Raw genomic sequence first — 25,420 nt, 5'->3', positions numbered from 1 at the left:
AGGATTGCCTAGGTCCTGAGCCAGGATTGCCGTGCGTCCCTTAGGGCGCACATAGGGCAATCGGGTCTGACCGCTCTCAGTCCTTCCCGGCGCTTGAGCCGACAATCGCCTGGGACAGCGCGTCGATAAGGTCGCTGTCCCTGTAAGGCTTTTCAACGATCCTGATACCACCGAACGCCTCGAACACCTGGTGGCTTGAGGCGTAGCCGGTGGCGAAGATGAAGGGGATGCGCCGCGCCTGAAGCAGGCGGGCGAACTCGTCTGTCCAGTTGTCGGACAGCTTGATGTCGAGGATCGCTGTCGAAATTCCCCGGCTTTCCAGAACGTCGGGTCCCAGGTCATCGAAGGTGCCGACAGTGAACACGTCCGTTGCGCCGTGCTCCTTGCACAGTTCTTCGATGCTCATGGCGATCATGGCTTCGTCTTCGACGAGCAGGACGCGGGCGCCCTCCAGAGGTTTCTTCAAGCAGACATCCTTCCGACGCCAGAGAATTCGTTCCTCTTTGCCATCTCATTACCCGTGTAGATTGTCATTAAAAAAAGACGTGTCTGTACGATTTGCGGGAACCGCTCGCACTGGATGCGGCTTTCCTATTCAGCAATGAACCGGGGGCCAGTCAGTGACAAAAGAACAGGAATTCACCCACAAGAGTCTCCCCTGCCAGCAATGTCCCTTGAGAAAGCGCGAGGTCTTTCGCGATTTCGAGGGGGATGAACTGGAGTTCGTCGGTCGTTTCAAGAAGGGCGATCTGGCGGTGAAGAAGGGGGCGACCGTTCTGGTGGAAGGCGCGCACAATCCGCATCTCTATACGGTACTTTCCGGCTGGGGCTTTCGCTACAAGCTCTTGGAAGACGGTCGTCGCCAGATCGTCAATTATGTGATGCCGGGCGATCTCGTCGGGTTGCAGGGCAGTCTGATGGGCGAGATGAAGCACTCGGTCGAGGCGCTCTCGCAGATGTCCTTATGCGTGTTCGAGAAGGCCGAGCTGTTTTCGCTCTACAAGAAGTTTCCCGAACTCGCCTACGACATCACCTGGATCGCTTCGCGTGAGGAATGCATGCTCGACGACCATCTCCTGACCGTTGGCCGGCGAACGGCGCTGGAGAAAGTCGCCTATCTGCTTGTCTTCATTCTGGACCGCGCGCGGCAAAGCGGGCTCTCGAGGAACGGGACGCTTGCCCTGACCCAGCAGCACGTGGCCGACACGTTGGGCATTTCTCTGGTGCACACCAACAAGACGATCGCCCGCCTTGCCAGCCGCAATCACCTGAAATGGGAGGATGGCGGCTGCAAGATCCTCAATCAGGAGGCCTTGGCCGAACTGGCGGGCTGGACTCCCGGCTCAGGGGGGAAGCGGCCTTTTCTATAGGCGTTGGCGGTATCGCCTTCGCCCTGTGGCGATGGGCTTTGGCGGGTGTCGGCGGTTCGATGCCGGGGATGATGTTGCCGGCCATGGCGTAAATCGTCAGGAGTACGGGAATGGCGATGAAGCCGCCGATCGGCCCCCACATCCACAGCCAGAATGCGATCGACAGAAACACGATGAACGGGTTGAGCGTCATTCGCCGGCCAATGACGGTCGGCGTCACGAACTGGGCTTCCGTGGCGTTGACGGCCAGATAGATGAGCGGCGGCAGGAAACTTGCCGTCAGCGTGTCGAAGGTCGCAAGGCCGACGCCCAGCAGAATGATGGCCATCACTGCCGGGCCGATATAGATCACGAAGTTGAGCAGGGTCGCCATTGCGCCCCAGAGCGCGGGGGAGGGAACGCCCAGAAGCCACATCGCCACGGTGACGGCGACGCCCAGCCCGATATTGATGATGGTGATCGACAGGAGATAGTCGGACACCGCATTCTCCACGTCGCGGAAGATGTGCGCCACGCGCCAGCGCAGACGCCGGCCAAAGCACAGGCGCAGGATCGTCGCGCGGGTTTCATGGCGCGTCGCCACGAAAAAATAGAGGCTGGCGAAGAAGATGAGCAGCTGCGCCAGAAGCGATGGCGCAAGCACGGCAACGCTTTCGACCGTGGAGCCTTCTTCCACCGACACCGTCACGCTGGAACCGCCGGTCACTGAACGGATCTGCTCCTGCAGCCCCTTGATCGTGTCGAGCGGCTGCCGGAGGCTGGAGAGCTGAAGCTGCAACTGGCTCCATATCTGCGGCAGCCGGTCGGCCCATGCGGTCAGGGGTGTGGCGATGGCGACGAGAAAGCCGCCCACCAGCGCAATGAAGATCAGCACCACCGCGACAGCCGAAATCGAAGGCCAGACGCCCATGCGCTCAAGCCGCGTTGCGATGGGGCCGAGCATCAGGCCGATGAAGATGGCAAGGGTCATGGGAGCAAGCAGAAAGCGCCCGTAATGCAGCATCACGACAAAGGCGATGAGCCCCAGAAGGATGACCGAAGTCTGCGCGCTCGCGGTGAGTGCGGTTTCCAGTGTCATGATGTGGGAGCGTTTGCCCCCCGGGCTGCTTTGTGATTGATCCATGCAACTTTTCCCGAAATGTTTCATTAGAAAATAGACCGCCGGGTAATTGGTTCCGTGCTAAATGGAACTTCACATATTGTTTGGCGTTGGCTTGGAACTGAAACATTGGAGAATGCTGAGATGGCAACCACGGCAGCGAAATCCGCACGCACCGAGAAAAACGACGAAGTGACCACAGGCGATCTGGAAAAGGACATCCAGCAGTTGCGCTCCGACATGGCTCAACTGATTAGCCATCTCAAGGACATGGGTGGCCAGTCCGGCGAAGCGGCGCGCAAGGCGGCCGGCGAGCGCATCGAGCAGCTGCGCGGACAGGGCGAGGCAGCCTTCAACAGCGTAAGGGACAGCTCGCAGGAACTGGAGAAAGAGCTGGCCCGCACCGTTCGCGAGCGCCCGTTCACCTCGCTGGCGCTGGCCGTTGGAGCCGGCTTCCTGCTGGCTCTCGCCACGCGCCGCTAGGCCGCTGTGATGCTGGCAAGACTGCTTGCCTCCGTTGCGACCGGAGAAGTGTCGGCCTCGCTCAAGCGCGCGCGGGTCGCATCCATGTTCTATGCGCTCGCCGCGTTTCTGGGTCTGTTCGGCATTGGCTTTCTCGTTCTGGCGGGGTTCATTGCCGCTGCGGACGAATGGGGCACGCTCGAGGCCGCGCTTGGCTTCGGCCTTGGTTTTGTGGCCATGGCGCTTGTCGTGCTTGTCAGCCTCAGGATCTGGACCCGTGCCGAACAGCGCCGCGCGCGTGAGCGCCGCGTTTCCGATGCGGGCGTTCTGGCTGGAACGGCGGCACTGACGCTGCTTCCCTCGCTCCTCTCGCGCACCGGCAAGTTCGGTGCGCTCGCCCTTCCCGTGCTCGTGGCCGTTGGCTACGCAATCTACCGCGAGAACAGCGGTGGCGATCCGGATGGCGACGCCGGTTAGTCGGGTGGGAACACCTGACGTCCGCATGAATGCGGACCAAAGGCGGTTGGCGTGGGGCAGCGTTTCCACGAAACGATAAGCCGCTCCAGCCGGGTTTGAGCCGGCCAATCCGGCTCACTTTTTTGCACTGCAATGGAACTCTCCCTCGGCCACGGCATTGGTCGAGGGAAGAAGACAGGAGCAGTGATCATGCCTGAAAACAAGACGACTTCTCAGGAGGCGCGCCAGGGACGGCGCGGCTTCCCGGTTCTCATGGTTCTGGTGTTCGGTCTTCTGCTGGCGGCTGTCGTCTGGTGGGGCGTCGAGGTCTACGGCCTGATGCTCGATGAAGAACAGGCCATAGAGATGCCCGCCGCCGAAGACGGGCCGACTGGATGACGCGGCTTACCGCGCAATTGTTTCACCAGCTTGTTTTCCCAGCTTCATGAGATTCCCGTATTCAAGATACTCAATGAAAGGAGAGACCAATGAGCGATGCAGCTGAAGTTCTCAAACCCAAGACCCATGCCGACAAGATGGACATTGGCATTTCCGATGCGGACCGCAGGGAAATTGCCGCAGGGCTTTCGGAGATCCTCGTCGACACCTACAGGCTCCTGATCAAGACCCACATCTATCACTGGAATGTCGTCGGCCCGCTGTTCCATTCGATCCATGTTCTGACCGAGGAGCAGTACAACGCCCTGTTTGAAGCGACGGACATCATCGCCGAGCGGGTTCGTGCGCTGGGCCATCACGCGCCCATTCTGGCGGGCAAGGGTGTCGACACGTCCATCGAGCTTCGCGCCTCGGGCCGCTCGGCCCTTGAGATGGTGCAGGATCTGGTCGAGGACCATGAGGAAGCCGTTCGCAAGATGCGCGACATCGGCGCTGCCGCAGATGAAAAGGGTGACATGGTCACCGCCGACATGCTGACCGAGCGCCTGACCTTCCACGAGAAGGCGCTGTGGATGCTGCGCTCGATCATCGCCGACTAACGTGTGAGAAACGCGCGGCATCAAAAAAAAAAGAGCCCCGGCCAGATTGGTCGGGGCTTTTGTCGTTCTGCGCCTGCGTGTTTCTGGACTTGCGCCTAGAAGGGTCAAAGGCTCTGGTCGGCCGGCCGGGGCATCACCACGCGGAGCGCGCCCGGATGCAGCCTGATGCGGGTCTCGCGCTGCAAAGGCCGCAGCTCGCCATCAATGGCGCATTTGAAGCGTCGCCTTCGCGAGCAGATGCGCACGGTCACGTCCGTCGCCTCGTGAATTTCCATCTGTTCGTTCTGCCGCCAGCGACCGATCCCCATGTTGAGAAGCCAGAGGATCAGTTCGCTGCGGGTGCGGGCATGGGTGATGTAGACGCCCAGCTGCCCGCCATCGGGCTGGTCGGTAAAGGGAAGGCGCTGGCCTTCTGCATAGAGATTGTTGGTGATCGCCAGGTTTGACGTGGTGGTGCGGACTTTCGTTTCCGAGAGCTCCAGCTCCACGTCCAGTTTGGGCGGGCGGATCATTGTCGCCATCGCGGCACGCACTGAGGCAAATATCTTGCCGATCCGCGAGCGAAAGGTCATCCGTTCGCGCAGCCGGATCAGTTTCGGATGCATGCCGATGGAAAGCTGATGCACGAAATAGTGTCCGTCGGCATCGGCAATGTCGACATTTTTGATGTCGCCATGGGCGAGCGCTTCCATCGCCATGCGCAGATCCTGCGGTATGGCGAGGCTGCGCGCAAAGAGGTTCATCGTGCCTGCGGGAAGAATGGCGAGCGCCTTGTCGGAATGGGCAAGCAGGCCCGCCGCCAGCGAGATGGTGCCATCACCGCCGCCGGCCAGAATGATGTCCGCCGTCTCGTCGCGCGCGGCATCTTCCATGGTTGCGACGAGTTCGTCGCCCCTGCACAGGCTGATGTCTATGGTATGGTCAGCCGCCTCGAAGATGCCCTTCATCTCGCGCGCCAGCGCTTCGGTATCAAGGCTGCGCAGGGTTCCCCCATTGCAGTTTAGGACAGCCAGAACATGCATTGGAGGGTTCCCTGAGGTTTTGCTGCGCGATTGTGTTGTGCTCGACCGTTAAGGAGCGGCTGGTCGAAAGGTTCCCGGGCAAAGTTTGGCAATGCGTTCGGAAAAACGCGGAACAAGAATGAGGGCGGCGCGTTTTAAGGGTGCAAACGGCCACGCACCGATCCTCCCTGGCAAGTTCGGTTCGGAGCGCGGCCTGTACAGAAACACTGCACACGGAGAGCTTATCATGTTCCGCAACCTTTTGGCGACCACTGCAATTGCAACGCTTGTCGCGACCGGTGCGGTCGCTCAGACATCCACGGCCCCCGCAACCGGCGCACCGGCTGCGGCCCCCACCGAGCAGCCCACTGAAATGGTGGTGCGCGCCGATGGCCATCTGGCCACCGATCTGATCGGCAAGTCGGTCTATAACGGCGCCGGCGAAGATGCCGAGAACATCGGCAAGGTGACCGATCTGGTTCTCGATGAGAATGGTGACGTTACCACGCTGGTTGTCGGCGTTGGCGGCTTCCTGGGCATTGGCCAGAAGGAAGTTGCGCTCGAATATGAGATGGCCGAGTGGGCCGAGCAGGATGGCGACCGCTGGCTGGTGATCGAAACCAGCGCCGACGCTCTGAAGGCTCAGGAAGAGTTTGACCGTTCGGCCTATCGTCCGATGCCGGCAGACGCCGATGTGTCGATGACCAAGCCTGCTTCCAAGGATGATCTGGCCAATGCGCCGGTCGAGAGCGAGGAAGGCGCTGGCGAAACAGCCATGGCTCCGACGTCCGACACGACTACAGATGCCATGGGCGATGCGGCGAGCGGCGACGGTATGGCGGCTGCACCCGCGCCGGATGCTTCCGGCTCTGACGACCAGATGGCAGGCACGGAAGCCCCGGCCGCCGGTATGGACGAGACCGCACAGGCTCCGGACGCTGAAGCGCCGATGACCGACGACACGATGACCTCGGCCATCGACCGTTCGAGCCTTGACGAGATGCCAACCGACCAGATCAGCACGGAGCAGCTGACCGGCACCACCGTCTACGGCGCGAATGAGGAGAACATTGGCGAGATCGGTGACGTGATCGTCACGCAGGACGGTCAGGTCGACGCCATCATCGTCGATGTCGGCGGCTTCCTGGGCATTGGCGAGAAAGAGGTTGCCATTGGCATGGACAATCTCGCCTTCATGACCGACGGCAGCGGCTCGTTCTATCTCTACACCGAGTTCACGCAGGAAGAGCTCGAGCAGCAGCCGGCCTATGACGAGGCGGTCTATGGCGAGCAGCGTGACGATATGCGGATGCAGGTTCAGTAATCTGCGCGTACCGCATCGATAAAGGAGCCTCGCGCCAAGCGCGGGGCTCTTTGTTTATGCAGCGTTGACAATGCGTCTTCCCGTCATCGCTTTCATGGACGCTCACGCATCGCCATCTTGGTGCTACACTCAGCCGTGGAGACGTTGCGGCAAACTCAAAAAGGGATTTGTCATGCTTACCCAGATCGAAGGCATTCACCACATCACATCCATGGCGCGGGATGCGCAGGCAACCGACCGCTTCATCACCGGAACGCTCGGCCTGCGCCGCGTCAAGAAGACGGTTAATTTCGACGCGCCGGATGTCTATCATCTCTATTACGCCAATGGCGTTGGCGCGCCGGGCACCGTGATGACCTATTTCCCGTTCCCCAACATCGTGGCGGGCAGCCGCGGCGCTGGCGAGGTGGGAACAACCGTCTACGCCGTGCCCGAGGGCAGTCTCGATTACTGGACGAAACGTTTCGATGAGCACAATGTCACCGGCGTTGCGCGCGAAACCCGCTTCGGCGAAACGCGCCTGCGCTTCGACGGCATCGATGGCGATGGCTTCGCGCTGGTGGAGACGAAGGATGATGCGCGCGCGCCGTGGGACGGTGCGGGCATTGACGCGGATGTCGCGATCCGTGGTTTTCACTCGGCATCGCTCGTCCTGCGCGATAACGGCGGCTCGAAGGCGCTTCTGTCGCTGATGGGCTACACGCCGGTTGCGGAAGATGGCGGCGTCCTGCGCATGAAGCGCGAGGGCGGCAATGGTGCGGATCTGATCGATCTGGAAACCAGCCCCGATGCGCCGGTGGCGCGACAGGGCGCGGGCTCCGTGCATCACATCGCCTTTGCCGTCGCAGACGATCCGGCCGAGCTTGCCGTGCGCGCGGCGCTGGAGGCCGAGGGCTTCCGGGTCACGCCGGTGATCGATCGCGACTATTTTCATTCGATCTATTTCCGTGCGCCGGGCGGCGTCCTGTTCGAGATCGCGACCAATGTGCCGGGCTTCGACAATGACGAGGACATGGCTCATCTGGGCGAGGCGCTGAAACTGCCGAAACAGCATGCGCATCTGCGCGCACAGCTCGAAAAGGCATTGCCGGAAATCGGAGGCTGATCGATGGCAGTCGACAATTATGTGCATCACCTGGCCTCTGTGGGGCCGGGCAAGCCGCTCCTGTTCCTGTTTCATGGAACAGGCGGCGACGAGCGTCAGCTCCTGCAGCTGGGTGCGGAGCTGGCGCCCGGCGCCGGTCTGGTGTCGCCGCGTGGCGATGTGAACGAACAGGGCGCGGCGCGCTTCTTTCGCCGCACCGGCGAGGGCGTGTACGACATGGACGACCTCGCCCGCGCCACCGGACGCATGCGGGATTTCGTGGCGGCCCATGTGGAGCGCGAAAAGCCGAGCGCCGTTCTGGGGCTCGGTTATTCCAATGGCGCAAACATTCTGGCGTCGGTCGCTTTCGCTGCACCGCAGCTTTTCGATGCGGCGGTGCTCATGCATCCGCTCATCCCCTTCGAGCCCGACTGGGGCGAGGGCGCGGTGATGACGCGTTTTCTCGTTACCGCCGGGCGGCATGATCCCATCTGCCCGGAAAAGCTTACGGCGCGCCTGTTGAGCTATCTGGAGGCGGCTGGCGCTGACACGCAGATCGAATGGCACACGGGCGGGCACGAGCTGCGGCCCGACGAAGTCACGGCGGCAGGCCGGTTTCTTGCGCCGTTCCTCGCGCGTGGAAAGGATGAGGCATGAGCGACATCGGGCCGATCATGCTGGAGGAAGAAGGCAGCAAGGGGCGCTATGTCTATCGTGCGGAAGGCCATGAGGCCGAGATGACCTTTTCGAAGGTCGGAACGAGCCAGATCATCATCGATCACACCGGCGTGCCCGACGCTTTTCGCGGGCAGGGTGTGGGGCTCGCGCTGGTGACGCGCGCCGTTGAGGACGCGCGCCGCAATGGCGTGAAGGTGAGACCGCTCTGCCCCTTCGCTGCGGCCCAGTTTCGCCGGCATCCCGAGTGGAGCGACGTTCTGGCCCGCTGAAGTGGATGGGGCAGGCGGGCTTGGGTGACGTTGAAGGAAGCGACGCTCAGGCCGCTGCCTTCAACGTCTCCTCCCCCTCTTCGATGAAGGCCCGGTGCAGCGTCTTAACGGCTTTTTCCAGGTCTTCACTCCGCACGAGGAACTGCACATCCACACCGCGTCCCGTCTCCTGCGAGGCGAGCGGTTCGACGCCCGTTTCATCCAGCGCCTTGAGGCCCTCCAGCATCACGCCAAGCCCGGTCAGGTCGCGGCCGATCACGGACACCATGCCGGCGCGGCGCGCCGTGATGCGGGCGGCCGGATAACGCTCGGCAAGATCGCGCTCGACGCGGCGAACCGATTTCAGCGTCGCTTCCAGATGGTGCACGATGGAATTGGCGTTCGAGCTTTTCGACACGATGCGCACCTTGTGGCGCGTCAGCGATTCGAGGATCGCCGCGTCGTATCCCTTCACGCCCACCATGTCCTGCTCGAACAGTTCGAGCGAGGTGACGGGCAGGCCGGTGACCATCTCGACGCCGGCGGCGGTGGCCGGTTCCGCGTCGATCAGCGTGCCGGGATCCTCCGGCTCGAAGGCGTTTGCGACGCGCAGCGGCACGCCGGCCTGGCGCAGCTTCTTCGCGGCCTTCGGGTGGATCGCTTCCATGCCCATATTGGAGAGCTGGTCGGCGACGTCATAATTGGTGCGGCCGATCTTGCGCACATTCTCCGTGCCGACAAGGCGCGGGTCGGCGCTCGAAAGGTGGAATTCCTTGTGAATGATCGCCTCGCGCGCGCTGGTCAGCGCGGCGATTGTGGCGAATGTCACTTCCGAATAGCCCCGGTCGAACTCGCGCATCAGGCCCTCGCGGCACTGGGCGTAGCCGGTGACGATGGGCAGTTCGCGCGTCAGGTCGATTTCGTCGAAAGCCTGCTCGATGCGCTCATTGAGGCTTGGCTGCGTTTCGTCGCGCCAGCCGGTCAGGTCGATGAAGCGCGCATTGACGCCTTCGCGGCGCAGCAGCAGGGCCAGATTGTTGGCCGAGTGCGCCTCGCCAAGGGCGGACAGAAGTTCGCGGATCGTCTGCATGTGTTCGCCGAGCTGGAAGTGCCCGTAGGAGCAGAGACGCTGCAGGTCGATCAGGCAGCCACGTGCGCCCTCGATGCGCTCGCGCACGAAGTCGTCGGATGCGTGGCGGTCGGCGGCCTCGTCGAACATCTTCTCGTTGATGGCGTACATGGCGCGGCTCACCGCGCTCAGCGCCTCCATCCAGCCATGCTCATTGTCGGCATGGGAGAACAGCGCGTAGACGCCGGGCTCGCCCGACTTCTTGTGCTCCAGCAGCTTGTCGGTGATGCCGCCGAAGGCGGACACAACGAACACGCGGTTGTAGAGCGCGTCCTCGCGGCGTTTGCCGATGAGGATCGTGTCGAGCAGTTCGCGGGCACGGCTCATGGAGGTGCCGCCGATCTTCTCTACGGTGTGGTCGCCAAGCGGTTGCTGGTTGGTACGGCCGTTATCGGCCGCACCCTCTTTTTGTCGGTCAGTCATGATGTCCAATGTTTCTTTGGCTTACGCCAGTTTCCCGGTCTGAATGGCCACGGGGTTTGGTTCGCCACGGTCGGCGAGGAAGTCGGGCCGCGCCTTGCCGGCGCCGAAGGGCTGTTGCAGCCGGTTCGACACGGCGTTGAACACGAAGAACGCATTGGAGCGGGCAAACGGCGTGATGTTGCCGTTGGAGCCATGCATCGTGTTGCAATCGAACAGAACCAGCGTGCCGGCCTTGCCGGTGGCTGCGGTTACGCCGTGCTCTTTGGCGAGGCTGCTCAGCGCCTCATGCGAAGGGACGCCCACTTCCTGCTTTTTCAGCGAGGATTTGTGGTTGTCTTCGGGCGTCTCGCCGGCGCAGGCGATGAAATGTTTGTGCGAGCCCGGCATCAGCATGAGCGGGCCGTTGAGGGCGTCGTTGTCGGTCAGGAGAAGCGAGGCGGATACGGCGCGCATGCGCGGCATGCCGTCTTCCGCGTGCCAGGTCTCGAAATCCGAATGCCAGTAGAATTCCTTGCCGGTGAAACCCGGTTTGTAGTTCAGGCGCGACTGGTGAATGTAGACCTCGTCACCGAGAAGAAAGCGCGCAATGCCGGCAATGCGGCGGTCGCTGGCGAGACGGTGAAAAAGAGGGCTCTGCTCCGGCAGTTTGAAGATGGTGCGCACTTCGCTGGAGCCGGGCTCGGTAATGACGCTGTCATCCATCAGCGCGCGCTCGCCGCCACGCAGGGCTGCGGATTCGGCTTGCAGCGCCTCCACTTCCTGCGGCGTGAAGAGGTCCTTCAGAACAAGAAAACCGTCGCGGTCGAACTGGTCGGCCTGCTGTGCGGTGAGCGGCGCGTCGGGTCGCCACTGGCTCCACACGGTTCTGTCCTGGCGCGGCAGCCAATGTTCTTTCGGCAGCCTGCTTGGATAGGGATCCTGTCGTCGCTCGCCCTTCGGGTCACGTTCCTTTGACATCGCTGTCATGGTCGGTCTCCTTCTGTTTTCAGGGTTTTCGCCGGCGGATGCAGCGTCCGAAGCGCCGCGCCTCATGAGCGGGCGCGGCGCTTCGTCCGTATTGGATCAGGCGTCCTCCAGCGCGTAAGAGCCGTCAGCCTGGTGCACTTCATTGCCGGTGACCGGCGGATTGAAGACGCAGGCCATGATCATCGGCTTGTCGGCGTCGGCGCGCAGAATGTGCTTGTCGTGCTTGTCGAGCGCATACATGACGCCGGGCTTGATCTGGTGCGTTTCGCCGGTGGCCAGATCCTTGATCGAGCCGGTGCCGTCGACGCAATAGACGCACTCAAGATGGTTCTTGTAATGCATGGTCAGGTCGGCGCCGGCATGGATGGTCGTGATGTGGAAGGAGAAACCCATCTCATCCGACTTCAGGAGAAGGCGGACGCTGTCCCAGCCTTCCGAATGGACGTGACGTTCGGTGTTCTTCGCTTCGTTAAGGTCGCGCACGATCATGTTCGTTACTCCGCTGCAATTTTCGTATTCTGAGTTGTCTCAGCGACGGCAGACTGGAGGATGTCCAGTCCGCGCGCAAATGTGTCCTGCTCGATGGTGAGCGGGCAGAGGATCTTCACGACCTCGTCATAGGCGCCGGAGGTCTCGATGATGAGGCCGTCACGGAAACAGCGCTTGCAGATGTCGCTTGCTGTTTCGCCCGAGCCCACATCGACGCCCATCATCATGCCGCGGCCCTTCACGCGGGCCTCCGGCAGGAGCGCTGCGATCTCGTTGAGGCGCTTTTCCAGATAGGCGCTGCGCTCGGCGATGGTGGCGCGGAACGCGTCGTCTGCCCAGAACTTCTCCAGCGCCACGCGCGCGGTGACGAAAGCGTGGTTGTTGCCGCGGAACGTGCCGTTGTGCTCGGCCGGGCCGAACACGTCGTATTTCGGCTTCACGAGCAGCGCTGCGAAGGGCAGGCCATAACCCGACAGCGACTTCGCCATGGTGACGATGTCCGGCGAGATGCCCATCTCCTCGAAGGAGAAGAAGTGGCCGGTGCGGCCGCAGCCCGCCTGAATGTCATCGATGATGAGCAGCGCGCCATGCGCCTTGGCGATCTCGCTGACGCGACGCACCCATTCGCGCGACGCGGCGTTCAGCCCGCCTTCGCCCTGCACGGTCTCGAACATGATGGCCGCCGGCTTGTCGACGCCGCTGGAGGGCTCCGAGAGCATACGGTTCAGAAGATCCGCCGTGTCGATGTCGCCGCCCATCGCACCGTCATAGGGAATGCGCGTGACGTGGTTCAGCGGCACGCCTGCACCACCGCGATGGTAGCCATTGCCGGTTGCTGCCAGCGCGCCGAGCGTCACGCCATGGAAGCCGTTGGTGAAAGAGATCACGTTCTGGCGGCCGGTCGCCTTGCGGGCGATCTTCAGCGCAGCCTCAATGGCGTTCGCGCCGGTCGGGCCGGTGAACATGACGCGGTGGTCCATGTCGCGCGGACGCAGGATGATGCGCTCGAAGGCTTTCAGAAAGTCGGCCTTGGCGTCGGTGTGCATGTCGAGCCCGTGGGTCACGCCATCGCGCTCGATATGCTCGATCAGCGCGGCCTTCATGTCCGGGTCGTTGTGGCCGTAGTTCAGGGTCGAACAGCCGGCCAGAAAATCGATGTAGTCGCGCCCTTCGGCGTCGGTCAGGGTCGCGCCCTGGGCCTTGGCGAACACGCTGGGGAAGCTGCGGCAATAGCTGCGCGCTTCGGATTCGCGTCGCGTGAAAATCTGCTTGTCGTCCGTCGTAACGGTCGTCATCTGTTTTCCTTCGGATTTTTGTTCGGTCGTGCGAATTAGCAAGGGGCGAATTGGGGGAGGCAAATTGTGATGCCGCCATCAGGCGGCATCGTCGCTCCGGGCCTCGTCGGCGTTGCGCAGGGAAACCCAGTTTCCGCGCATGCCCGCAGACGCGTCGTCTGCGAATGCAATCGTCACCATATGTTCGGTGGCGTGTTTGCCGTCGAAATGCGCATCCTTGCGGAAGTAGGGCTCGTGGCTGAGCTCGCCGCCCCGGGAACGCGCAAGCGAGTTGAAAAGTCCCCAGCTCGCCTTGTTGTCGGAGGTGATCGTGGTTTTCAGCGCCCGCACATTCTCGCAGGCATCGCGCTGGAGCAGCGCGGCGAGCAGCTTCTTGCCGACGCCCTGACCCTGGACGCTCTGGTCCACGGCGACCTGCCAGACGAACAGAGTGTTGTCTTCGTCAGGCAGCAGATAGCCGGATACCCAGCCAACCAGCGCTCCGTCGCTGGTTCTTTCGGCGGCGATGCATGTGTCGCCGAAATGGTCGCACTGCAAAAGGTTGCAGTAGAGGGAATTTTCGTCGAGCGGCTCGCAGGACTGGATGAGCCGCCACACATCCGCGCCGTCTTCCTTGGCAGGCGGACGATAGACAATTTCGGGCGATCGCTTGCGTACAAGCTTGATGTCAGTGATGGCCATTGGTCTCCTCATAGCGCGCCGGATATTATGACTATCGAAGGATATTTCAACCGCCGGAATCAAAAATGGTTCCGTGTGATCCGCAAATAATTGAATTACATGGGAATTTGCGGCGAAGTTTTATTCGCTAATCAAATTATATTTTCTCTGCTATCCATGTGCTGATGGGGTGGGCGACAGAGAATCGCCGAGTGGCCACCGCGTTTTTTGGGGAATGGCGGCATGGAAGACCGTACGGAAACAAGCCTGATCGCGCTGCGGCGCATCCTGCGCGCAACCGAGCTGAACGCGCGCACGCTGGCGCGCGCCACGGGGCTGACCACGCCGCAGCTCATCGTTCTTGAAATCGTCGTGGCCGCCGGTCGCGCCACGCCCAAGGACATTGCCGGCAAGGCCGGTGTCGGGCAGGCCACCGCGACATCGCTGGTGGACAAGCTGGAGGCCCGCAAGCTGGTGACGCGCACGCGCAGCGAGCGCGACAAGCGCGTTGTTTGGGTGGCGCCGACGGAGGAGGGCAAGGCTCTTCTTTCAGCCGCGCCCGACCCGCTTCAGAAGACTTTTTCCGAGCAGTTTCAGGCCCTGCCCGACTGGGAGCAGGGCATGATCGTTGCCGCGCTGGAACGCGTCGGCGCAATGCTCAACGCAGGCGCGCTGGACGCCGCACCGCTGCTGGATGTCGGGGCGGTGGATCGCAAATAGCGCGATCCTGCACGGCCCCTCATCCCAGGTCCTGACCCTAAGATGCTCTAAAGCTTGGCGATGAAATCCCGCATGTCTTTTTCAAGGCGCTGGAGTTCTGCTTCCGCGTCGCTTCTCCTGTCGGAAAGCCCGGCGATGCGGTTTTCCTGCTCTTCCAGCATGCGCATGTAGCGCTGGCCGAGCGCACTTTCGCCGGGAACCGAGCCGAGATTGTCGCGGATGCGGGCCTGATCGCTGGTCGTGCGCTCCAGCTCGCGCTGGATGTTCTCCACCTTGCGCTCCGCCGTTGCGGCCTCACGCTTCATGGCTGCAAGCGTTCTCAGCCGCTCTGTCGTCGTCGTGTCGGCTGCCGTTCCCGCCCAGACATAGACGGCGTCCGCGCTGGCGTCGAAGAGGGCAAAACTCTCCGTGCGGCTGCGTTCCATCACGGCTTTCACGCTGGCCTTGCCGCCGGCGTCCACCTTGGCGCGCAGGCGATAATGCGACGGCGTGGCGCTGTCGAGGGCGGTCGAGGCCATCTTCCAGCCGTCGCGGCGCGGGTGCTCGATCAGGATCGTGCGCGGCGCGTCCGGTGCGCCCTTGATCGCATAGCTGGTGGTGATCCGCGATACGGTGGTCGTGTGCAGCGTGCCATCGACGATGGAGACCTCGCTCACGCGTTCGTCCGGATTGGTCTCCGTTGCGATCTCGACCTTGCGGTCGCTGGCAAAGCTCGCCATGCGGCTTTCACCGGCAGGAATGCCCGTGAGCTGCGCATCGCCCACATAGCCGCTCACCGTGTCGTAGACGGTGACAATGCCGGGCGGCAGGCTCGCTTCCGTATCGTTGCTCAGGAACACGGCTGCAACGGGGTGGATGCTGCGGCCCTCCGGCTGGAAGAGCGAGACGCGCTCGGCGCGGATTTCCGCATCCACGAAGGGCACGGAGAGGCTTTTCCCCGCGGCGAGGTCGATGGCGTTCGGCAGGCGATAGGTGGCGCTGGTTTCGCCCTCGCGCGGCAGGCTGCGGTCGGTCGGTTCCGAAGGCATGGGCATTGCCATGTCGGCCATCATGGCCGGCGCGGGTGCTGCGCCAAAGGCGCGCTTGCGCAGCGGCATTGCGTCCATCTCGGACATTTCGATGGCGCTGGCATCGTCCGGGCGGGGTGGCGCGGCATTGCCCACGGCGACGGGGATCTCCGGTCGCTCGTTCCAGTAACGCTGGTGCAGGCGCTGCGCGAGCGTCACGGGCGCGCCGGACGAGAGCGTCAGGCCGATGCCTCTCCAGTCTTCGCCAGTGGCGTTTTCGATCACCGCCCAGGCCTGCAGTCGCGCCTTTTCACCTTCGCCTGAAACAAGCCGATAGGCGGATTTCCAGACCGGTGCGGGCACCACATAGGAAAGCGTGATGTCGCGCGCACCGGTTCCCGTAAGATCAATTGCCACGGAGCGGATCGTGTCGGTGCGCCCGCGCCCGCTCACCTTTGCGGCCTGACGCAGCTTCTCGCGCATGGCCTCGTCGCGAATGTCGAGCTCGGTGTCTGTGCCAAGCTTCAGCATCTCCACCGTGCCGGCTTCGGTCATGACGGAGAGAACGCGCTCGTTGCGTGGTGCTGTTTCGCTGCCGGCCTGTTGCGTGTCGACGCCCAGGATCATGCCTTCCACCGTGCGCCCGCCGGATGTGGCGCGCACGGCAACGCCCTGAAGCGCGGCTGCCAGCGCCGGCACGGAGCCCATTTCGCTTGCGTTGAAGGGCAGGCGACGGAATGTTTCCTCGACGGGGGAGAGGCCGTCCAGCGTCACCGCATCGATTGTGCCCGACGGGTCGCGGATCACGAGACTTTTCAGAAAATCGTCCACCTGGTCGAGCGGGATTTCGATGCGCAGCGTGCCGTTGCCATCAATCCGGGCCGTGCGCCGGATTTCGGCCAGACCGCCGGAGGAGAGCGTGATCGCTTCGATTCGCCCGCTGTCAGCCACCTCGGCAAAGGCCGGCTGAGCGGCTGATGCAAAGGCGAAACACGCGCCGAACAGGGCGGCGCGTGCGATCTCGCGGGTCACATTCTGGGGTTTCTTCGATGTCACGGTCCGTCTCCACGCTGCCTGATTTTGTCAGGGAAGGTCTCAAAACGAGATCTCGATAGCAACGCAAATGGATCGGATCGTGGCGCGGATGGGAAAAATGTCTCCCATCCGCTCAGGATAGCTGTCGTCAGATCAGCGGATTGAGCACCCGCTTGAGGAAGCTCTGGGTGCGCGGCTCCTGCGGATTGCGCAGCACCTCTTCCGCAGAGCCCTGTTCGACGATCACGCCGCCCTCGAGGAACAGCACCCGGTCCGCCACCTCGCGGGCGAAGCCCATCTCATGGGTGACGACAACCATCGTCATGCCTTCCTCTGCCACCTGGCGCATCACGCTGAGCACGTCGCCCACCAGTTCGGGGTCGAGCGCCGATGTCGGTTCATCGAACAGGATGGCCTCGGGCTGCATGGCGAGCGCCCGGGCAATGGCCACACGCTGCTGCTGTCCGCCCGAAAGATTGCCGGGATAGCTCTCCATCTTGTCTTCGAGGCCGACCTTCTTCAGGTAGCCGGCGGCCATCTCGCGGGCTTCCGCGCGGGACATGCCCTTCACGTAGATCGGCCCCTCCATCACGTTCTCGATGGCCGTGCGGTGGGGGAAGAGATTGAAGCGCTGAAACACCATGGAGACCCGCTGGCGGATCGCCTTAATGGATTTGTCCTCGGGGTCGACGCGTTGCCCGTCGATCCGGATGTCGCCTTTCTGGTAGGTCTCCAGCCCGTTGAGGCAGCGCAGGATGGTGGATTTGCCAGAACCCGACGGACCGATAATGCAGACGACTTCACCCGGCTCGACATCGAAGCTGATGCCGCGGATGACCTCGACCGGGCCGTAGCTCTTGTGGATGTCCCTGACCTCAATCATGCGTTTTTGTACCTCTTCTCAAGCTGGCGGGCGAGGTAGGTGAGGGGCAGCGCCATCACCAGATACATGAGCGCAACCAGCGTAAAGACAGTCATGTTGTCGAAGGTGGACGAGGCGATGAGCTGGCCCTGACGGGTCAGTTCGGCCACGGTGATCGTCGACACCAGCGAGCTGTCCTTCAGCATCATGATCATCGTGTTGCCATAGGGCGGCAGGGCGATGCGGAAGGCCTGCGGAAGGATCACGCGTCGCATGATCAGATTGTCGCTCATGCCGATGGACTGGGCGGCCTCGATCTGCCCCCGGTCGATAGCCTCGATGCCGGCCCGGAAATTCTCTGCCTGATAGGCGGAATAGGCGATGCCCATGCCGATCACACCGGCCTGAAAGGCCGTCAGGTTGATGCCGATATCGGGCATCACGAAATAGATGTAGAAAAGCTGGACGATGATCGGAATGCCGCGAATGACCGTGATGAAGGTCCGGCTGATCATCTGGAATGCGCGCACCCTGGTCCAGCCCAGAATGGCCCAGAAGAGCCCCAGAACCGTGCTGACGAGCAGGGACAGAACGGTGACCGCAATGGTGACCCAGACACCTTCCATCAGGACTGGCAGATAGTCAGCGGCACGTGAGAGAGCCTCGGACATGGTATTTCCTGCGTAATGTTCGAAGAAACGGATGGCGCGGGAGACGAACTCCCGCGCCGTTCAGATCAATTGCCCTGAAATCAGTTCAGGCCCCATTTGGTGAGGATCTCGTCGAGCTTGCCCGAAGCCTTGATCTTCTTGAGCCCCTCATTGAGCGAGGCGCGCAGTTCGTCATTGCCCGGTTTCACCGACATCGCCACATCGCCGGTGATGGTGGAGTCGTAGCTCTTCACCAGCCGCACATTCGCAGCACCCTGCGAGAGCTGGTAGGCGACGATGGGCCGGTCGCCGAAGCCCGCATCGATGCGGCCGAGCTGCACGTCGCGCATGATGTCGGGGATGCTGTCGTAGATCTTTACTTCCTTGAAGACGCCCAGCGCCTTCATTGGCTCGATATAGGCGGTGCCGACCTGCACGCCGACCGTTTTGCCTTCAAGATCCTGCGGTGTCTTGTATTCGGTTTCGTCATCCTTGGAGACGAACAGGCCCTCGCCGTAGGAATAGACCGTGTCGGTGAAATCGACGACCTTGGCGCGTTCCTCGGTCGCGTACATCGCGGCGGCGATGATGTCGATCTTGTCGCTGGTCAGCGACGGGATCAGCGCCGACCACTGGGTTGCCTTCACATCCGGCGTGAAACCTTCCTCCTCACCGATGGCGGTGATGATGTCGACCATCACGCCCGAGATCTTGTTGGATTTCACGTCGAGAAAGGTGAAGGGAACGCCCGTCGGGGTCGAGCCCACCTTGTAGGTCGGGGTTTCTGCGCTGGCCGGCGCCCATGCTGCCGATGCCGCGATAAGGGCGGCCGCGCCCAGACCGATAAGGCCGCGACGGTTGGTGAAAAAGCCATTCAAGCTCATGCTACTCTCCTCTCCTGAAGCGCCAATCCGAGGGCAGTCGTTATTTTTTTACTCTCGGATTGAAATTTTTGGATCATTATTTCATGATGCTTGAAGAAACGGAGGCTTGTCAACGGCATGATCGATAAAGTCGGAGATCGCGCGGCGGCTCAGTCGAGAGTTTCAGACGATAAGCAAACAGGGGAGAAGCCCGTGGGCGGAGCGGAAACGACCGAATGGAGCAGCGATGCGATCGGCGCTCGTTTGCGGCAAAGGCGCAAGGTGCGTGGTCTCTCCCTGCAGGTCGTGGCCGGACGCGCCGATGTCTCCATCGGGCTTCTCAGCCAGATCGAGCGCGGCCTCACCATGCCCTCGGTGCATTCCCTGAGCGCGATCTGTAATGCGCTCGAAATGCCCGTCAGCTGGCTGTTCGATCCGGGCGGCAATCCGCAGGAGCGGTATGTCGTGCGCGCGCACCAGCGCCGTGTGCTTGATCTTGGCGCAAAGGGCATGCGCAAGGAATTGATGACGCCGGACGACATCACCGGCATCCAGATGATGCGGCTGATCATCCAGCCGGGCGGCTCGACGGGGGACACGCCCTATTGCCACGAGACGGGCGCCAAATGCGGAACGGTGCTGAACGGAACGCTGGGACTGGAGATTGACGGCCGCACCGTGCTTCTGAAGCCGGGCGACAGCTTCGCCTTTCCGGCAAGCGCATTGATCCGGTTCTGGTGTGAGGGGCAGGAGGAAACCGAAGCGTTCTGGATCGTCACGCCAGCGGTTTACTAGAGCAATTCCAGGAAAAGTGGAAACCGGTTTTCCGTCCGGAATTGCGCAAAAGCGCTCTGGATCGCCAGGCGTCCGTCCGGATGCACATGGGTAATCCAGATTAATGATGCAGCGGCGGTTTTCGCGAAATGCTGCGGAAAGGTTGAGGAGGGGAAGTTCATGACCGAAGCCGTGATCGCCAACGAACAGGGTTTCATTTCACGCTCGCTCTGGAATGCGACGGCAAATCCGTCGCAAGACTATCCGGCGCTTGTCGGCGAGCAGGAATGCGATGTGGCTGTGATCGGCGGCGGGTTTGCCGGGCTTTCCGCAGCGCTCCATCTGGCGGAGGCGGGGGTAAGCGTCTGTCTTCTGGAGGCCGAGACGCCCGGTTGGGGCGCATCGGGCCGCAATGGCGGACAGGTGGTTCCGGGCCTCAAGGAAGACCCCGATGAGATCGAGCGGCGCTTCGGTTCCGAACTCGGCGGGCGCATGGTGCGGCTGTCTGGCAATGCAGGATATTTCGTCTTCGATCTGATCGAGCGTCTTGGCATTGATTGCGGCGCATCGCGCGCCGGCTGGATCCAGCCGATCCACAGCGAGGCAGCCCGCACCACCGTGCGCAAGCGCTTCGACCAGTGGCGGCGGCGCGATGCCGCCATGCGCATGCTCGACCGTGAGGAAACCGCCGCACTTCTTGGAACCGACGCCTATCTTGGCGGCATGCTGGATCAGCGCGGCGGCAATCTGCATCCGCTGAATTATGCGCTTGGTCTGGCCGAGGCTGCGGCGCGCGCCGGTGCGCGCATCCACGGTCACAGCCGCGCGGAGCGCTGGGAGCATGAAGGCGGCGGTGTGCGCATTCATACCGCAAAGGGGCAGGTGCGTGCCGGCAAGGTTCTCGTCTGCACCAATGGCTATGCCGATGGGTTTTCCGGCGCGATTGGCCGGACGGTGGTGCCGATCCGCTCCATCCAGGTGGCGACAGAGCCGCTGCCGGCGGAGATTGCCGGTTCGATCTTCCCGCAGGGGCATTCGGCTTCCGACACGCGGCGGCTCCTTCATTATTTCCGCAAAGGTCCGGGCGACTGCTTCGTGATGGGCGGACGCGGCGACTATTCGCAGGGCGGAACGGAGCATCAGTTCGAGGTGCTGCGCAAGGCGAGCGTCAGGCTCTACCCCCGGCTGGCGGAGGCGCGCTGGGTGCATCACTGGGGTGGCTATGTCGCCATGACGGTGAGCCATTACCCGCAGCTTCTGCGCATGGACGACAATGTCTGGGCGGCCTGTGGCTTCAATGGGCGCGGTGTGGCGATGGCAACGGCGCTGGGCAAGGTGATCGCGGATGCCGCGCGCGGCGTGCCGGAGGCGGAGCTTGATTTCCCCGTGACGCAGGTAAAGCCCATCCCCTTCTACTTCATGCGCCGCTACGCGGTCGCGGCGGCCGTGGCCTGGGCGCGGCTGCGCGACGGGCTGGGGCGCTAAAAGGGTTTCACCGGAAAACGCGGGGGCTGTGCAAGGGAGGACTGGCGATCCCGACAGGATTCGAACCTGTGACCCTCAGATTAGGAATCTGATGCTCTATCCTGCTGAGCTACGGGACCGCTGACGCCTCTCATAACGCGATGAGGCCGCTTCGCCAAGAATGAAATGGCATGATCCCCCTGTGGCAGGCATTGCCTGCCACAGCCTTTATGGCCATGCGCTTTTCAGGAGCTTCAGGCCGCGAGCGCCTTTTCGGCGAGGCGCACCCAATAGCTCACGCCATGGGGGATCACTTCGTCGTTGAAGTCGTAGCGCGTGTTGTGAAGCGCTGCGCTGTCGCCGTTTCCGATGAAGATGAACGCGCCGGGGCGCGCCTCCAGCATGTAGGAAAAATCCTCGCCGCCCATGGTCGGGGTGACATTGGTGTCGACCTGCGCCGCACCCGCCACATCGCTGGCGACGCCGCTGGCGAAAACCGTTTCCTCTGCATGGTTGAAGGTCACGGGATAGTTGGAATCATAATAGACATCCACCTCCGCGCCATGGGCCGCGGCAACGCCTTCGCAGATGGTGCGCATGCGCTTTTCGGCGTCCGCGTTCACCTCTTTCTTGAGGGTGCGTACGGTGCCGGCAAGCTCCACCGTGTCGGGGATGACGTTCAGCGCATCGCCGGCATGGAACTTCGTCACCGACACGACGACCGAATCAAGCGGATGCACATTGCGCGATGCGATGCTCTGCAGCGCCGTCACGATCTGGCTGGCCGCCAGGATCGGGTCGACGACCATGTGCGGCATGGCGGCATGTCCGCCGCGCCCTTTCACCGTGATCACGAACTCGGCCGTCGCCGCCATGATCGGGCCGGGGCAGATGGCGAACTCGCCGACCGGCAGGCCCGGCAGATTGTGCATGCCGAACACGCGCTCAATGGCGAAACGGTCCATCATCCCGTCCTTCACCATTTCGTTGCCGCCGCCGCCGCCCTCTTCGGCGGGCTGGAAGATCACCGCCACACGGCCTTTGAAATTGCGCGTCTCGCTCAGATATTTTGCTGCGCCCAGAAGCATGGCCGTGTGCCCGTCATGGCCGCAGGCATGCATCTTGCCGGGCACGGTGGAAGCCCAGGGCTTGCCCGTCATCTCGGTCATCGGCAGGGCATCCATGTCGGCGCGCATGCCGATGGTGGGGCCTTCGCCGAGATCGCCCTGAATGATGCCGACCACGCCCGTCTGGCCGAGCCCGGTCACCACTTCATCGCAGCCGAATTCCGCAAGCTTCTCCGCCACGAAGGCGGCGGTGCGATGCACATCGAAGAGAAGCTCGGGATTGCGATGGAGATCGCGCCGCCATTCGGCGATTTCCGGCTGCAATTCGGCAGAACGGTTCAAAATGGGCATGACTTGCGGTTCCCTTCAAAATTTTGCCTGCATTCGGATTTCATTGTCGGCCGATTGTGGTCGTTCCGTTGGAATGCCGCATGGCGGGCTTTGCGGTGGCGTGGTTGTCGGATGGCGGCGCGCCCTGCCGGGACGTCTTTCCGAGATCGGGAATAGGTAAGATGTGGCGATGCCTGATTGCAAGCCGATCCGTTTGGACCAGACGGGGCTTTGCGTATTCGGGTATCACGGGCGGGTACCACGGGCGGGTATCGCAGGCATCGGCATTTCGGGCGACGGGATGCACGGTTTTTTGCTATAAGCTTCAGCTTCGCGTTAAATGGCCGGGCTGATCTGGACAGGCCGGACAGGATTGACGCCGCCCGTCGAAAAAGTGTCATCGGCACGTAGGACAACGAGAGCGCCTGACGATGTAGGCGGATATGAAATTCGGATAAAGCGCATGTGTTTCTCAAGGGTGGTCACGCCGATCGTGGTCGGGACTGTGGCCGGGGCAGTGATGGGGATGGTGGCGGCAGTCGCACCGGCATCCGCCGGGCCGACGATCGTGATCGACGTCAACAGTGGCAGGGTTCTGTCGCATGAAGATGCGTTCCAGCGCTGGTACCCGGCTTCCATTACCAAGCTGATGACGGCCTATGTGGCTTTCGAGGCGGTGCAGAAGGGCGAGCTGCAGTTCAACTCGCCGATCACCATCAGCAAGAAAGCCACCCGCGAGCCCCCGAGCAAGATGGGCTATCCTGCGGGCTCGGTTCTGACCCTCGACAACGCCATCAAGCTGATCATGGTGAAGTCCGCCAACGACGTTTCGACGGCGATTGCCGAGAATGTCGGCGGATCGGTGGGCGCGTTTGCCGAGCGCATGAACGCCGCCGCCCGCAAGCTGGGCATGACCGGCACGAATTATGTGAACCCGCACGGCCTGTTCTCCACCGAGCAATACACGACGGCGCGTGATCTCGCCCTTCTGGTGCGCGCCATTCGCACCGAGTTTCCGCAGCATGCGCATTATTTCTCGATGGAAGCCGTGCGCGCTGGCGACAAGATTCTGCCGAACTACAACTGGCTGGTTGGCCGTTTCCCCGGCGCTGACGGCATGAAGACGGGCTATATCTGCTCGTCCGGTTTCAATCTGGCAGCCACGGCCACGCGCAACGGGCGCACACTGGCGACCATCGTGCTTGGCGCGCCTTCCCAGGTGGAGCGTGGCGAGGAGGCTGCACGCCTTCTGGCTGAAGGGTTCCAGATTCAGGGCGCGGTTGCGCCCTCGCTTCAGAATTTCGCACCCTATGGCAATGGCCGGAACGTCGCTGTCGACCTGCGACCGCAGATCTGCTCGGAAGCTGCGGTGAAGGCCCGTTATGAGCGCGGTGATGATGATGGCATGCTTGTGCAGCGTTCGCCCTATCTCACGGCGATGGATCATGAGCCGCGCGCCGTGACGATCGGTCTGGGCGGAGCGACCGGCCCTGCGCCTTCGGTGCCGCGCTTTGCAGATGTGCCCATCCCCACGCCACGGCCCGATTACCCGTTCAAGAGCGCCACGGCCGAAACGGTGCAGGGTGGCTGAGGCGATGGCCGCAAAAATAGCGCTCACGCTGGTCACCGGCTTTCTCGGGGCCGGCAAGACGACCCTGATCAACCGGTTGCTGCGCGATCCGGCTCTTTCCGATACCGCCGTGATCGTCAATGAATTCGGCGCAGTCGGCATCGATCACCTGCTGGTGGAAGAAGCGTCCGACGGTGTCATCGAACTCTCCGATGGATGTCTGTGCTGCACCGTGCGCGGGGCGCTGGTGGACACGCTTCTCGGGCTTGATGAGCGCCTGTCGGACGGGCGCGCGGATGCGTTGAAGCGCGTGGTGATCGAGACCACCGGCCTTGCCGATCCGGTGCCTGTGCTGCAGGCGCTGGCGGCGCATCCGGCGTTGGCCGCGCGCTTCCGGCTGGATGGCGTCGTGACGCTGGTTGATGCGGTGCATGGGCTGGAAACACTGAAAGCGCATGAAGAGGCCCGCCATCAGGTGGCGGTGGCTGACAGGCTGCTCCTGACAAAGGTGGATATGGCCGATGCCGCGACCCTGTCTCGCCTGAAGGCGCAGCTCGCCACGCTTGCGCCCGGGCTCGAACCGCTCATTGCCGCCGAGCTGGAGCCGGTGGCGGTCATCGATTGCAGCGCGCTGGATATCGGTGCGCGCGCCGCCGAGGCGATGCAACATCATCATACCCATGAGCACCATCACCATGGCCATGATCATCACGACCACGACCACGACCACGACCATGATCACGCGCACAGCGCGGCGTTCGACACGATCCTGCTCACGCATGACCGGCCTATCGGCGGCGCGGCGCTTGAAGGTTTTCTCGACCTCCTGCGCAGCCAGTGCGGGGCGCAGATCCTGCGGCTGAAAGGACTTGTCGAGCTGGTTGAAAATCCGGAAAGGCCGCTCGTGGTGCAGGGCGTTCGTCAGGTGCTGCACGAGCCGCGTTGGCTGCCTGCCTGGCCCGACGAGACACGCGGCGTGCGCCTGGTGATCATCGGAGCCGGACTGGACGAGCGCTATATACGCGGGCTGTTCTCAGCCTTTGTGGGCGAGGCAAGGGTGGATACTCCCGACAGGGCCGCGCTGGAAGACAACCCTCTCGCCATCGCCGGTTTCCGGCGCTGACAGACGCGCTCTCGCCTTCGATGCCCGATTAAGCGCTGATCGTCCCCCGTGGGGGAGACGGTGCGCGACAGCTGATACAGTGATGTCGTGCGTGGTTCGACAGGCTCACCATGAGGGATGGCATTGGATGAGGGATGGCGCTGGTTGTGAAACCTGCGGCGACGCCTCTGGTTGAGACGCTCTGTCAGGCTCTCCATCCCTCATGGTGAGCCTGTCGAACCACGCACGGCGATTTAGAGCAATTTCAGGAAAAGTGGGAACCGGTTTTCCGTC

27 protein-coding genes and 1 tRNA gene are annotated in these 25,420 nt (G+C 62.5%); 14 read left to right on the top strand and 14 right to left on the bottom strand.

The features are described from left to right. Positions 1-76: 76 nt before the first annotated feature. Positions 77-466, bottom strand: a complete 390-nt coding sequence (locus tag DEJ54_RS03635) for a response regulator (RefSeq protein WP_113153366.1) — start codon at positions 464-466, stop codon at positions 77-79. 154 nt (positions 467-620) lie between these two features. On the opposite strand from DEJ54_RS03635, the gene DEJ54_RS03630 reads away from it, so the two are divergent. After that, positions 621-1,370 carry a Crp/Fnr family transcriptional regulator gene (locus DEJ54_RS03630; protein ID WP_113153365.1) on the top strand — a complete coding sequence of 250 codons (750 nt, stop codon included), beginning with the start codon at positions 621-623 and terminating at the stop codon, positions 1,368-1,370. Here DEJ54_RS03630 and DEJ54_RS03625 read toward each other — a convergent pair. After that, positions 1,300-2,493: an AI-2E family transporter gene (locus DEJ54_RS03625; RefSeq protein ID WP_113153364.1), complete on the bottom strand. Its 1,194-nt coding sequence runs from the start codon at positions 2,491-2,493 to the stop codon at positions 1,300-1,302. The genes DEJ54_RS03630 and DEJ54_RS03625 overlap by 71 nt on opposite strands. A 120-nt stretch (positions 2,494-2,613) precedes the next feature. Between DEJ54_RS03625 and DEJ54_RS03620 the strand changes: the two genes are divergently transcribed. The 4 genes from DEJ54_RS03620 to DEJ54_RS03605 all read left to right on the top strand — a co-directional run bounded on the left by DEJ54_RS03620 (position 2,614) and on the right by DEJ54_RS03605 (position 4,385). After that, positions 2,614-2,952 carry a YqjD family protein gene (locus DEJ54_RS03620; RefSeq protein ID WP_113153363.1) on the top strand — a complete coding sequence of 113 codons (339 nt, stop codon included), beginning with the start codon at positions 2,614-2,616 and terminating at the stop codon, positions 2,950-2,952. Positions 2,953-2,961: 9 nt separating this feature from the next. Beyond that, a complete protein-coding gene (locus tag DEJ54_RS03615; RefSeq protein WP_113153362.1) occupies positions 2,962-3,408 on the top strand; it encodes a hypothetical protein in 447 nt (148 codons plus the stop codon). Between the two features lie 189 nt (positions 3,409-3,597). Next, positions 3,598-3,786, top strand: coding sequence for a hypothetical protein (locus DEJ54_RS03610; protein ID WP_113156059.1), 189 nt, complete (start codon positions 3,598-3,600; stop codon positions 3,784-3,786). A gap of 89 nt (positions 3,787-3,875) precedes the next feature. Continuing rightward, positions 3,876-4,385 carry a Dps family protein gene (locus DEJ54_RS03605; protein ID WP_113153361.1) on the top strand — a complete coding sequence of 170 codons (510 nt, stop codon included), beginning with the start codon at positions 3,876-3,878 and terminating at the stop codon, positions 4,383-4,385. A gap of 104 nt (positions 4,386-4,489) precedes the next feature. Here DEJ54_RS03605 and DEJ54_RS03600 read toward each other — a convergent pair whose 3' ends face one another. Next, positions 4,490-5,407: a diacylglycerol kinase family protein gene (locus DEJ54_RS03600; protein WP_113153360.1), complete on the bottom strand. Its 918-nt coding sequence runs from the start codon at positions 5,405-5,407 to the stop codon at positions 4,490-4,492. 226 nt (positions 5,408-5,633) lie between these two features. Between DEJ54_RS03600 and DEJ54_RS03595 the strand changes: the two genes are divergently transcribed. From DEJ54_RS03595 to DEJ54_RS03580, 4 genes are all read left to right on the top strand, one after another. Beyond that, positions 5,634-6,710: a PRC-barrel domain-containing protein gene (locus DEJ54_RS03595; protein ID WP_113153359.1), complete on the top strand. Its 1,077-nt coding sequence runs from the start codon at positions 5,634-5,636 to the stop codon at positions 6,708-6,710. Between the two features lie 172 nt (positions 6,711-6,882). Beyond that, entirely contained in the window at positions 6,883-7,815 is a 933-nt protein-coding gene (locus DEJ54_RS03590) for a VOC family protein (RefSeq protein ID WP_113153358.1), read from the top strand. 3 nt (positions 7,816-7,818) lie between these two features. Continuing rightward, the gene (locus DEJ54_RS03585; protein ID WP_113153357.1) at positions 7,819-8,451 is read left to right on the top strand and encodes an alpha/beta hydrolase; all 633 of its coding nucleotides are present in this window, start codon (positions 7,819-7,821) and stop codon (positions 8,449-8,451) included. Further along, on the top strand, positions 8,448-8,741 hold the full coding sequence (locus DEJ54_RS03580) for a GNAT family N-acetyltransferase (protein WP_113153356.1): 294 nt from the start codon (positions 8,448-8,450) through the stop codon (positions 8,739-8,741). Before DEJ54_RS03585 ends, DEJ54_RS03580 begins: the two co-directional genes overlap by 4 nt. Positions 8,742-8,787: 46 nt before the next feature. Here DEJ54_RS03580 and DEJ54_RS03575 read toward each other — a convergent pair whose 3' ends face one another. From DEJ54_RS03575 to ectA, 5 genes are all read right to left on the bottom strand, one after another. Then, entirely contained in the window at positions 8,788-10,272 is a 1,485-nt protein-coding gene (locus DEJ54_RS03575; RefSeq protein WP_113156058.1) for an aspartate kinase, read from the bottom strand. Between the two features lie 21 nt (positions 10,273-10,293). After that, positions 10,294-11,238 (bottom strand): ectoine hydroxylase, encoded by a 945-nt coding sequence (gene thpD, locus DEJ54_RS03570; RefSeq protein ID WP_113153355.1) that lies wholly within the window; start codon positions 11,236-11,238, stop codon positions 10,294-10,296. Between the two features lie 96 nt (positions 11,239-11,334). Beyond that, on the bottom strand, positions 11,335-11,727 hold the full coding sequence (locus DEJ54_RS03565; protein WP_113153354.1) for an ectoine synthase: 393 nt from the start codon (positions 11,725-11,727) through the stop codon (positions 11,335-11,337). A gap of 5 nt (positions 11,728-11,732) precedes the next feature. Then, positions 11,733-13,022 (bottom strand): diaminobutyrate--2-oxoglutarate transaminase, encoded by a 1,290-nt coding sequence (gene ectB, locus DEJ54_RS03560; protein WP_113153353.1) that lies wholly within the window; start codon positions 13,020-13,022, stop codon positions 11,733-11,735. Between the two features lie 78 nt (positions 13,023-13,100). After that, positions 13,101-13,703, bottom strand: coding sequence for a diaminobutyrate acetyltransferase (gene ectA / locus DEJ54_RS03555; protein ID WP_113153352.1), 603 nt, complete (start codon positions 13,701-13,703; stop codon positions 13,101-13,103). Between the two features lie 222 nt (positions 13,704-13,925). Between ectA and DEJ54_RS03550 the strand changes: the two genes are divergently transcribed. Next, the gene (locus DEJ54_RS03550) at positions 13,926-14,402 is read left to right on the top strand and encodes a MarR family winged helix-turn-helix transcriptional regulator (RefSeq protein ID WP_113153351.1); all 477 of its coding nucleotides are present in this window, start codon (positions 13,926-13,928) and stop codon (positions 14,400-14,402) included. 47 nt (positions 14,403-14,449) lie between these two features. Here DEJ54_RS03550 and DEJ54_RS03545 read toward each other — a convergent pair whose 3' ends face one another. From DEJ54_RS03545 to DEJ54_RS03530, 4 genes are all read right to left on the bottom strand, one after another. After that, the gene (locus DEJ54_RS03545; RefSeq protein ID WP_245447688.1) at positions 14,450-16,465 is read right to left on the bottom strand and encodes a DUF4139 domain-containing protein; all 2,016 of its coding nucleotides are present in this window, start codon (positions 16,463-16,465) and stop codon (positions 14,450-14,452) included. 127 nt (positions 16,466-16,592) lie between these two features. After that, positions 16,593-17,327: an amino acid ABC transporter ATP-binding protein gene (locus tag DEJ54_RS03540; protein WP_113153350.1), complete on the bottom strand. Its 735-nt coding sequence runs from the start codon at positions 17,325-17,327 to the stop codon at positions 16,593-16,595. Then, on the bottom strand, positions 17,324-17,977 hold the full coding sequence (locus DEJ54_RS03535; RefSeq protein ID WP_113153349.1) for an amino acid ABC transporter permease: 654 nt from the start codon (positions 17,975-17,977) through the stop codon (positions 17,324-17,326). The genes DEJ54_RS03540 and DEJ54_RS03535 overlap by 4 nt, the downstream gene beginning before the upstream one ends. A gap of 80 nt (positions 17,978-18,057) precedes the next feature. After that, positions 18,058-18,840 (bottom strand): ABC transporter substrate-binding protein, encoded by a 783-nt coding sequence (locus tag DEJ54_RS03530; protein ID WP_113153348.1) that lies wholly within the window; start codon positions 18,838-18,840, stop codon positions 18,058-18,060. Positions 18,841-19,032: 192 nt separating this feature from the next. On the opposite strand from DEJ54_RS03530, the gene DEJ54_RS03525 reads away from it, so the two are divergent. Both DEJ54_RS03525 and DEJ54_RS03520 read left to right on the top strand, forming a co-directional pair. Further along, on the top strand, positions 19,033-19,614 hold the full coding sequence (locus DEJ54_RS03525) for a helix-turn-helix domain-containing protein (protein ID WP_224873555.1): 582 nt from the start codon (positions 19,033-19,035) through the stop codon (positions 19,612-19,614). Between the two features lie 159 nt (positions 19,615-19,773). Continuing rightward, complete coding sequence (locus DEJ54_RS03520; RefSeq protein ID WP_113153346.1) at positions 19,774-21,078, top strand: FAD-binding oxidoreductase; 1,305 nt, start codon at positions 19,774-19,776, stop codon at positions 21,076-21,078. A gap of 42 nt (positions 21,079-21,120) precedes the next feature. Here DEJ54_RS03520 and DEJ54_RS03515 read toward each other — a convergent pair. After that, positions 21,121-21,197 (bottom strand) — tRNA-Arg (locus DEJ54_RS03515). 114 nt (positions 21,198-21,311) lie between these two features. Beyond that, the gene (locus DEJ54_RS03510) at positions 21,312-22,475 is read right to left on the bottom strand and encodes a M20 aminoacylase family protein (protein WP_113153345.1); all 1,164 of its coding nucleotides are present in this window, start codon (positions 22,473-22,475) and stop codon (positions 21,312-21,314) included. Positions 22,476-22,917: 442 nt separating this feature from the next. On the opposite strand from DEJ54_RS03510, the gene DEJ54_RS03505 reads away from it, so the two are divergent. After that, a complete protein-coding gene (locus DEJ54_RS03505) occupies positions 22,918-24,045 on the top strand; it encodes a D-alanyl-D-alanine carboxypeptidase family protein (protein WP_113153344.1) in 1,128 nt (375 codons plus the stop codon). A 4-nt stretch (positions 24,046-24,049) separates the two neighbouring features. After that, positions 24,050-25,147, top strand: coding sequence for a GTP-binding protein (locus DEJ54_RS03500; RefSeq protein ID WP_113156056.1), 1,098 nt, complete (start codon positions 24,050-24,052; stop codon positions 25,145-25,147). The last annotated feature ends 273 nt before the right edge of the window (positions 25,148-25,420 follow it).

The organism is Nitratireductor sp. OM-1 (assembly GCF_003296175.1).
GTDB classification, from domain to species: Bacteria; Pseudomonadota; Alphaproteobacteria; order Rhizobiales; family Rhizobiaceae; genus Nitratireductor; species Nitratireductor aquimarinus.
This window is presented reverse-complemented; position numbering and strand designations above follow the sequence as displayed.

Excerpts from the sequence above, each read along its gene's own strand:
- DEJ54_RS03595 (WP_113153359.1), top strand. The coding sequence starts at position 5,634 with ATGTTCCGCAACCTTTTGGCGACCACTGCAATTGCAACGCTTGTCGCG.
- DEJ54_RS03615 (WP_113153362.1), top strand. The coding sequence starts at position 2,962 with ATGCTGGCAAGACTGCTTGCCTCCGTTGCGACCGGAGAAGTGTCGGCC.
- DEJ54_RS03530 (WP_113153348.1), bottom strand. The coding sequence starts at position 18,840 with ATGAGCTTGAATGGCTTTTTCACCAACCGTCGCGGCCTTATCGGTCTG.
- DEJ54_RS03580 (WP_113153356.1), top strand. The coding sequence starts at position 8,448 with ATGAGCGACATCGGGCCGATCATGCTGGAGGAAGAAGGCAGCAAGGGG.
- thpD (WP_113153355.1), bottom strand. The coding sequence starts at position 11,238 with ATGACAGCGATGTCAAAGGAACGTGACCCGAAGGGCGAGCGACGACAG.
- DEJ54_RS03505 (WP_113153344.1), top strand. The coding sequence starts at position 22,918 with ATGTGTTTCTCAAGGGTGGTCACGCCGATCGTGGTCGGGACTGTGGCC.
- DEJ54_RS03600 (WP_113153360.1), bottom strand. The coding sequence starts at position 5,407 with ATGCATGTTCTGGCTGTCCTAAACTGCAATGGGGGAACCCTGCGCAGC.
- DEJ54_RS03520 (WP_113153346.1), top strand. The coding sequence starts at position 19,774 with ATGACCGAAGCCGTGATCGCCAACGAACAGGGTTTCATTTCACGCTCG.
- ectB (WP_113153353.1), bottom strand. The coding sequence starts at position 13,022 with ATGACGACCGTTACGACGGACGACAAGCAGATTTTCACGCGACGCGAA.
- DEJ54_RS03500 (WP_113156056.1), top strand. The coding sequence starts at position 24,050 with ATGGCCGCAAAAATAGCGCTCACGCTGGTCACCGGCTTTCTCGGGGCC.
- DEJ54_RS03605 (WP_113153361.1), top strand. The coding sequence starts at position 3,876 with ATGAGCGATGCAGCTGAAGTTCTCAAACCCAAGACCCATGCCGACAAG.
- DEJ54_RS03620 (WP_113153363.1), top strand. The coding sequence starts at position 2,614 with ATGGCAACCACGGCAGCGAAATCCGCACGCACCGAGAAAAACGACGAA.
- DEJ54_RS03585 (WP_113153357.1), top strand. The coding sequence starts at position 7,819 with ATGGCAGTCGACAATTATGTGCATCACCTGGCCTCTGTGGGGCCGGGC.
- DEJ54_RS03510 (WP_113153345.1), bottom strand. The coding sequence starts at position 22,475 with ATGCCCATTTTGAACCGTTCTGCCGAATTGCAGCCGGAAATCGCCGAA.
- DEJ54_RS03625 (WP_113153364.1), bottom strand. The coding sequence starts at position 2,493 with ATGGATCAATCACAAAGCAGCCCGGGGGGCAAACGCTCCCACATCATG.
- DEJ54_RS03575 (WP_113156058.1), bottom strand. The coding sequence starts at position 10,272 with ATGACTGACCGACAAAAAGAGGGTGCGGCCGATAACGGCCGTACCAAC.
- DEJ54_RS03590 (WP_113153358.1), top strand. The coding sequence starts at position 6,883 with ATGCTTACCCAGATCGAAGGCATTCACCACATCACATCCATGGCGCGG.
- DEJ54_RS03550 (WP_113153351.1), top strand. The coding sequence starts at position 13,926 with ATGGAAGACCGTACGGAAACAAGCCTGATCGCGCTGCGGCGCATCCTG.
- DEJ54_RS03540 (WP_113153350.1), bottom strand. The coding sequence starts at position 17,327 with ATGATTGAGGTCAGGGACATCCACAAGAGCTACGGCCCGGTCGAGGTC.
- ectA (WP_113153352.1), bottom strand. The coding sequence starts at position 13,703 with ATGGCCATCACTGACATCAAGCTTGTACGCAAGCGATCGCCCGAAATT.
- DEJ54_RS03610 (WP_113156059.1), top strand. The coding sequence starts at position 3,598 with ATGCCTGAAAACAAGACGACTTCTCAGGAGGCGCGCCAGGGACGGCGC.
- DEJ54_RS03565 (WP_113153354.1), bottom strand. The coding sequence starts at position 11,727 with ATGATCGTGCGCGACCTTAACGAAGCGAAGAACACCGAACGTCACGTC.
- DEJ54_RS03535 (WP_113153349.1), bottom strand. The coding sequence starts at position 17,977 with ATGTCCGAGGCTCTCTCACGTGCCGCTGACTATCTGCCAGTCCTGATG.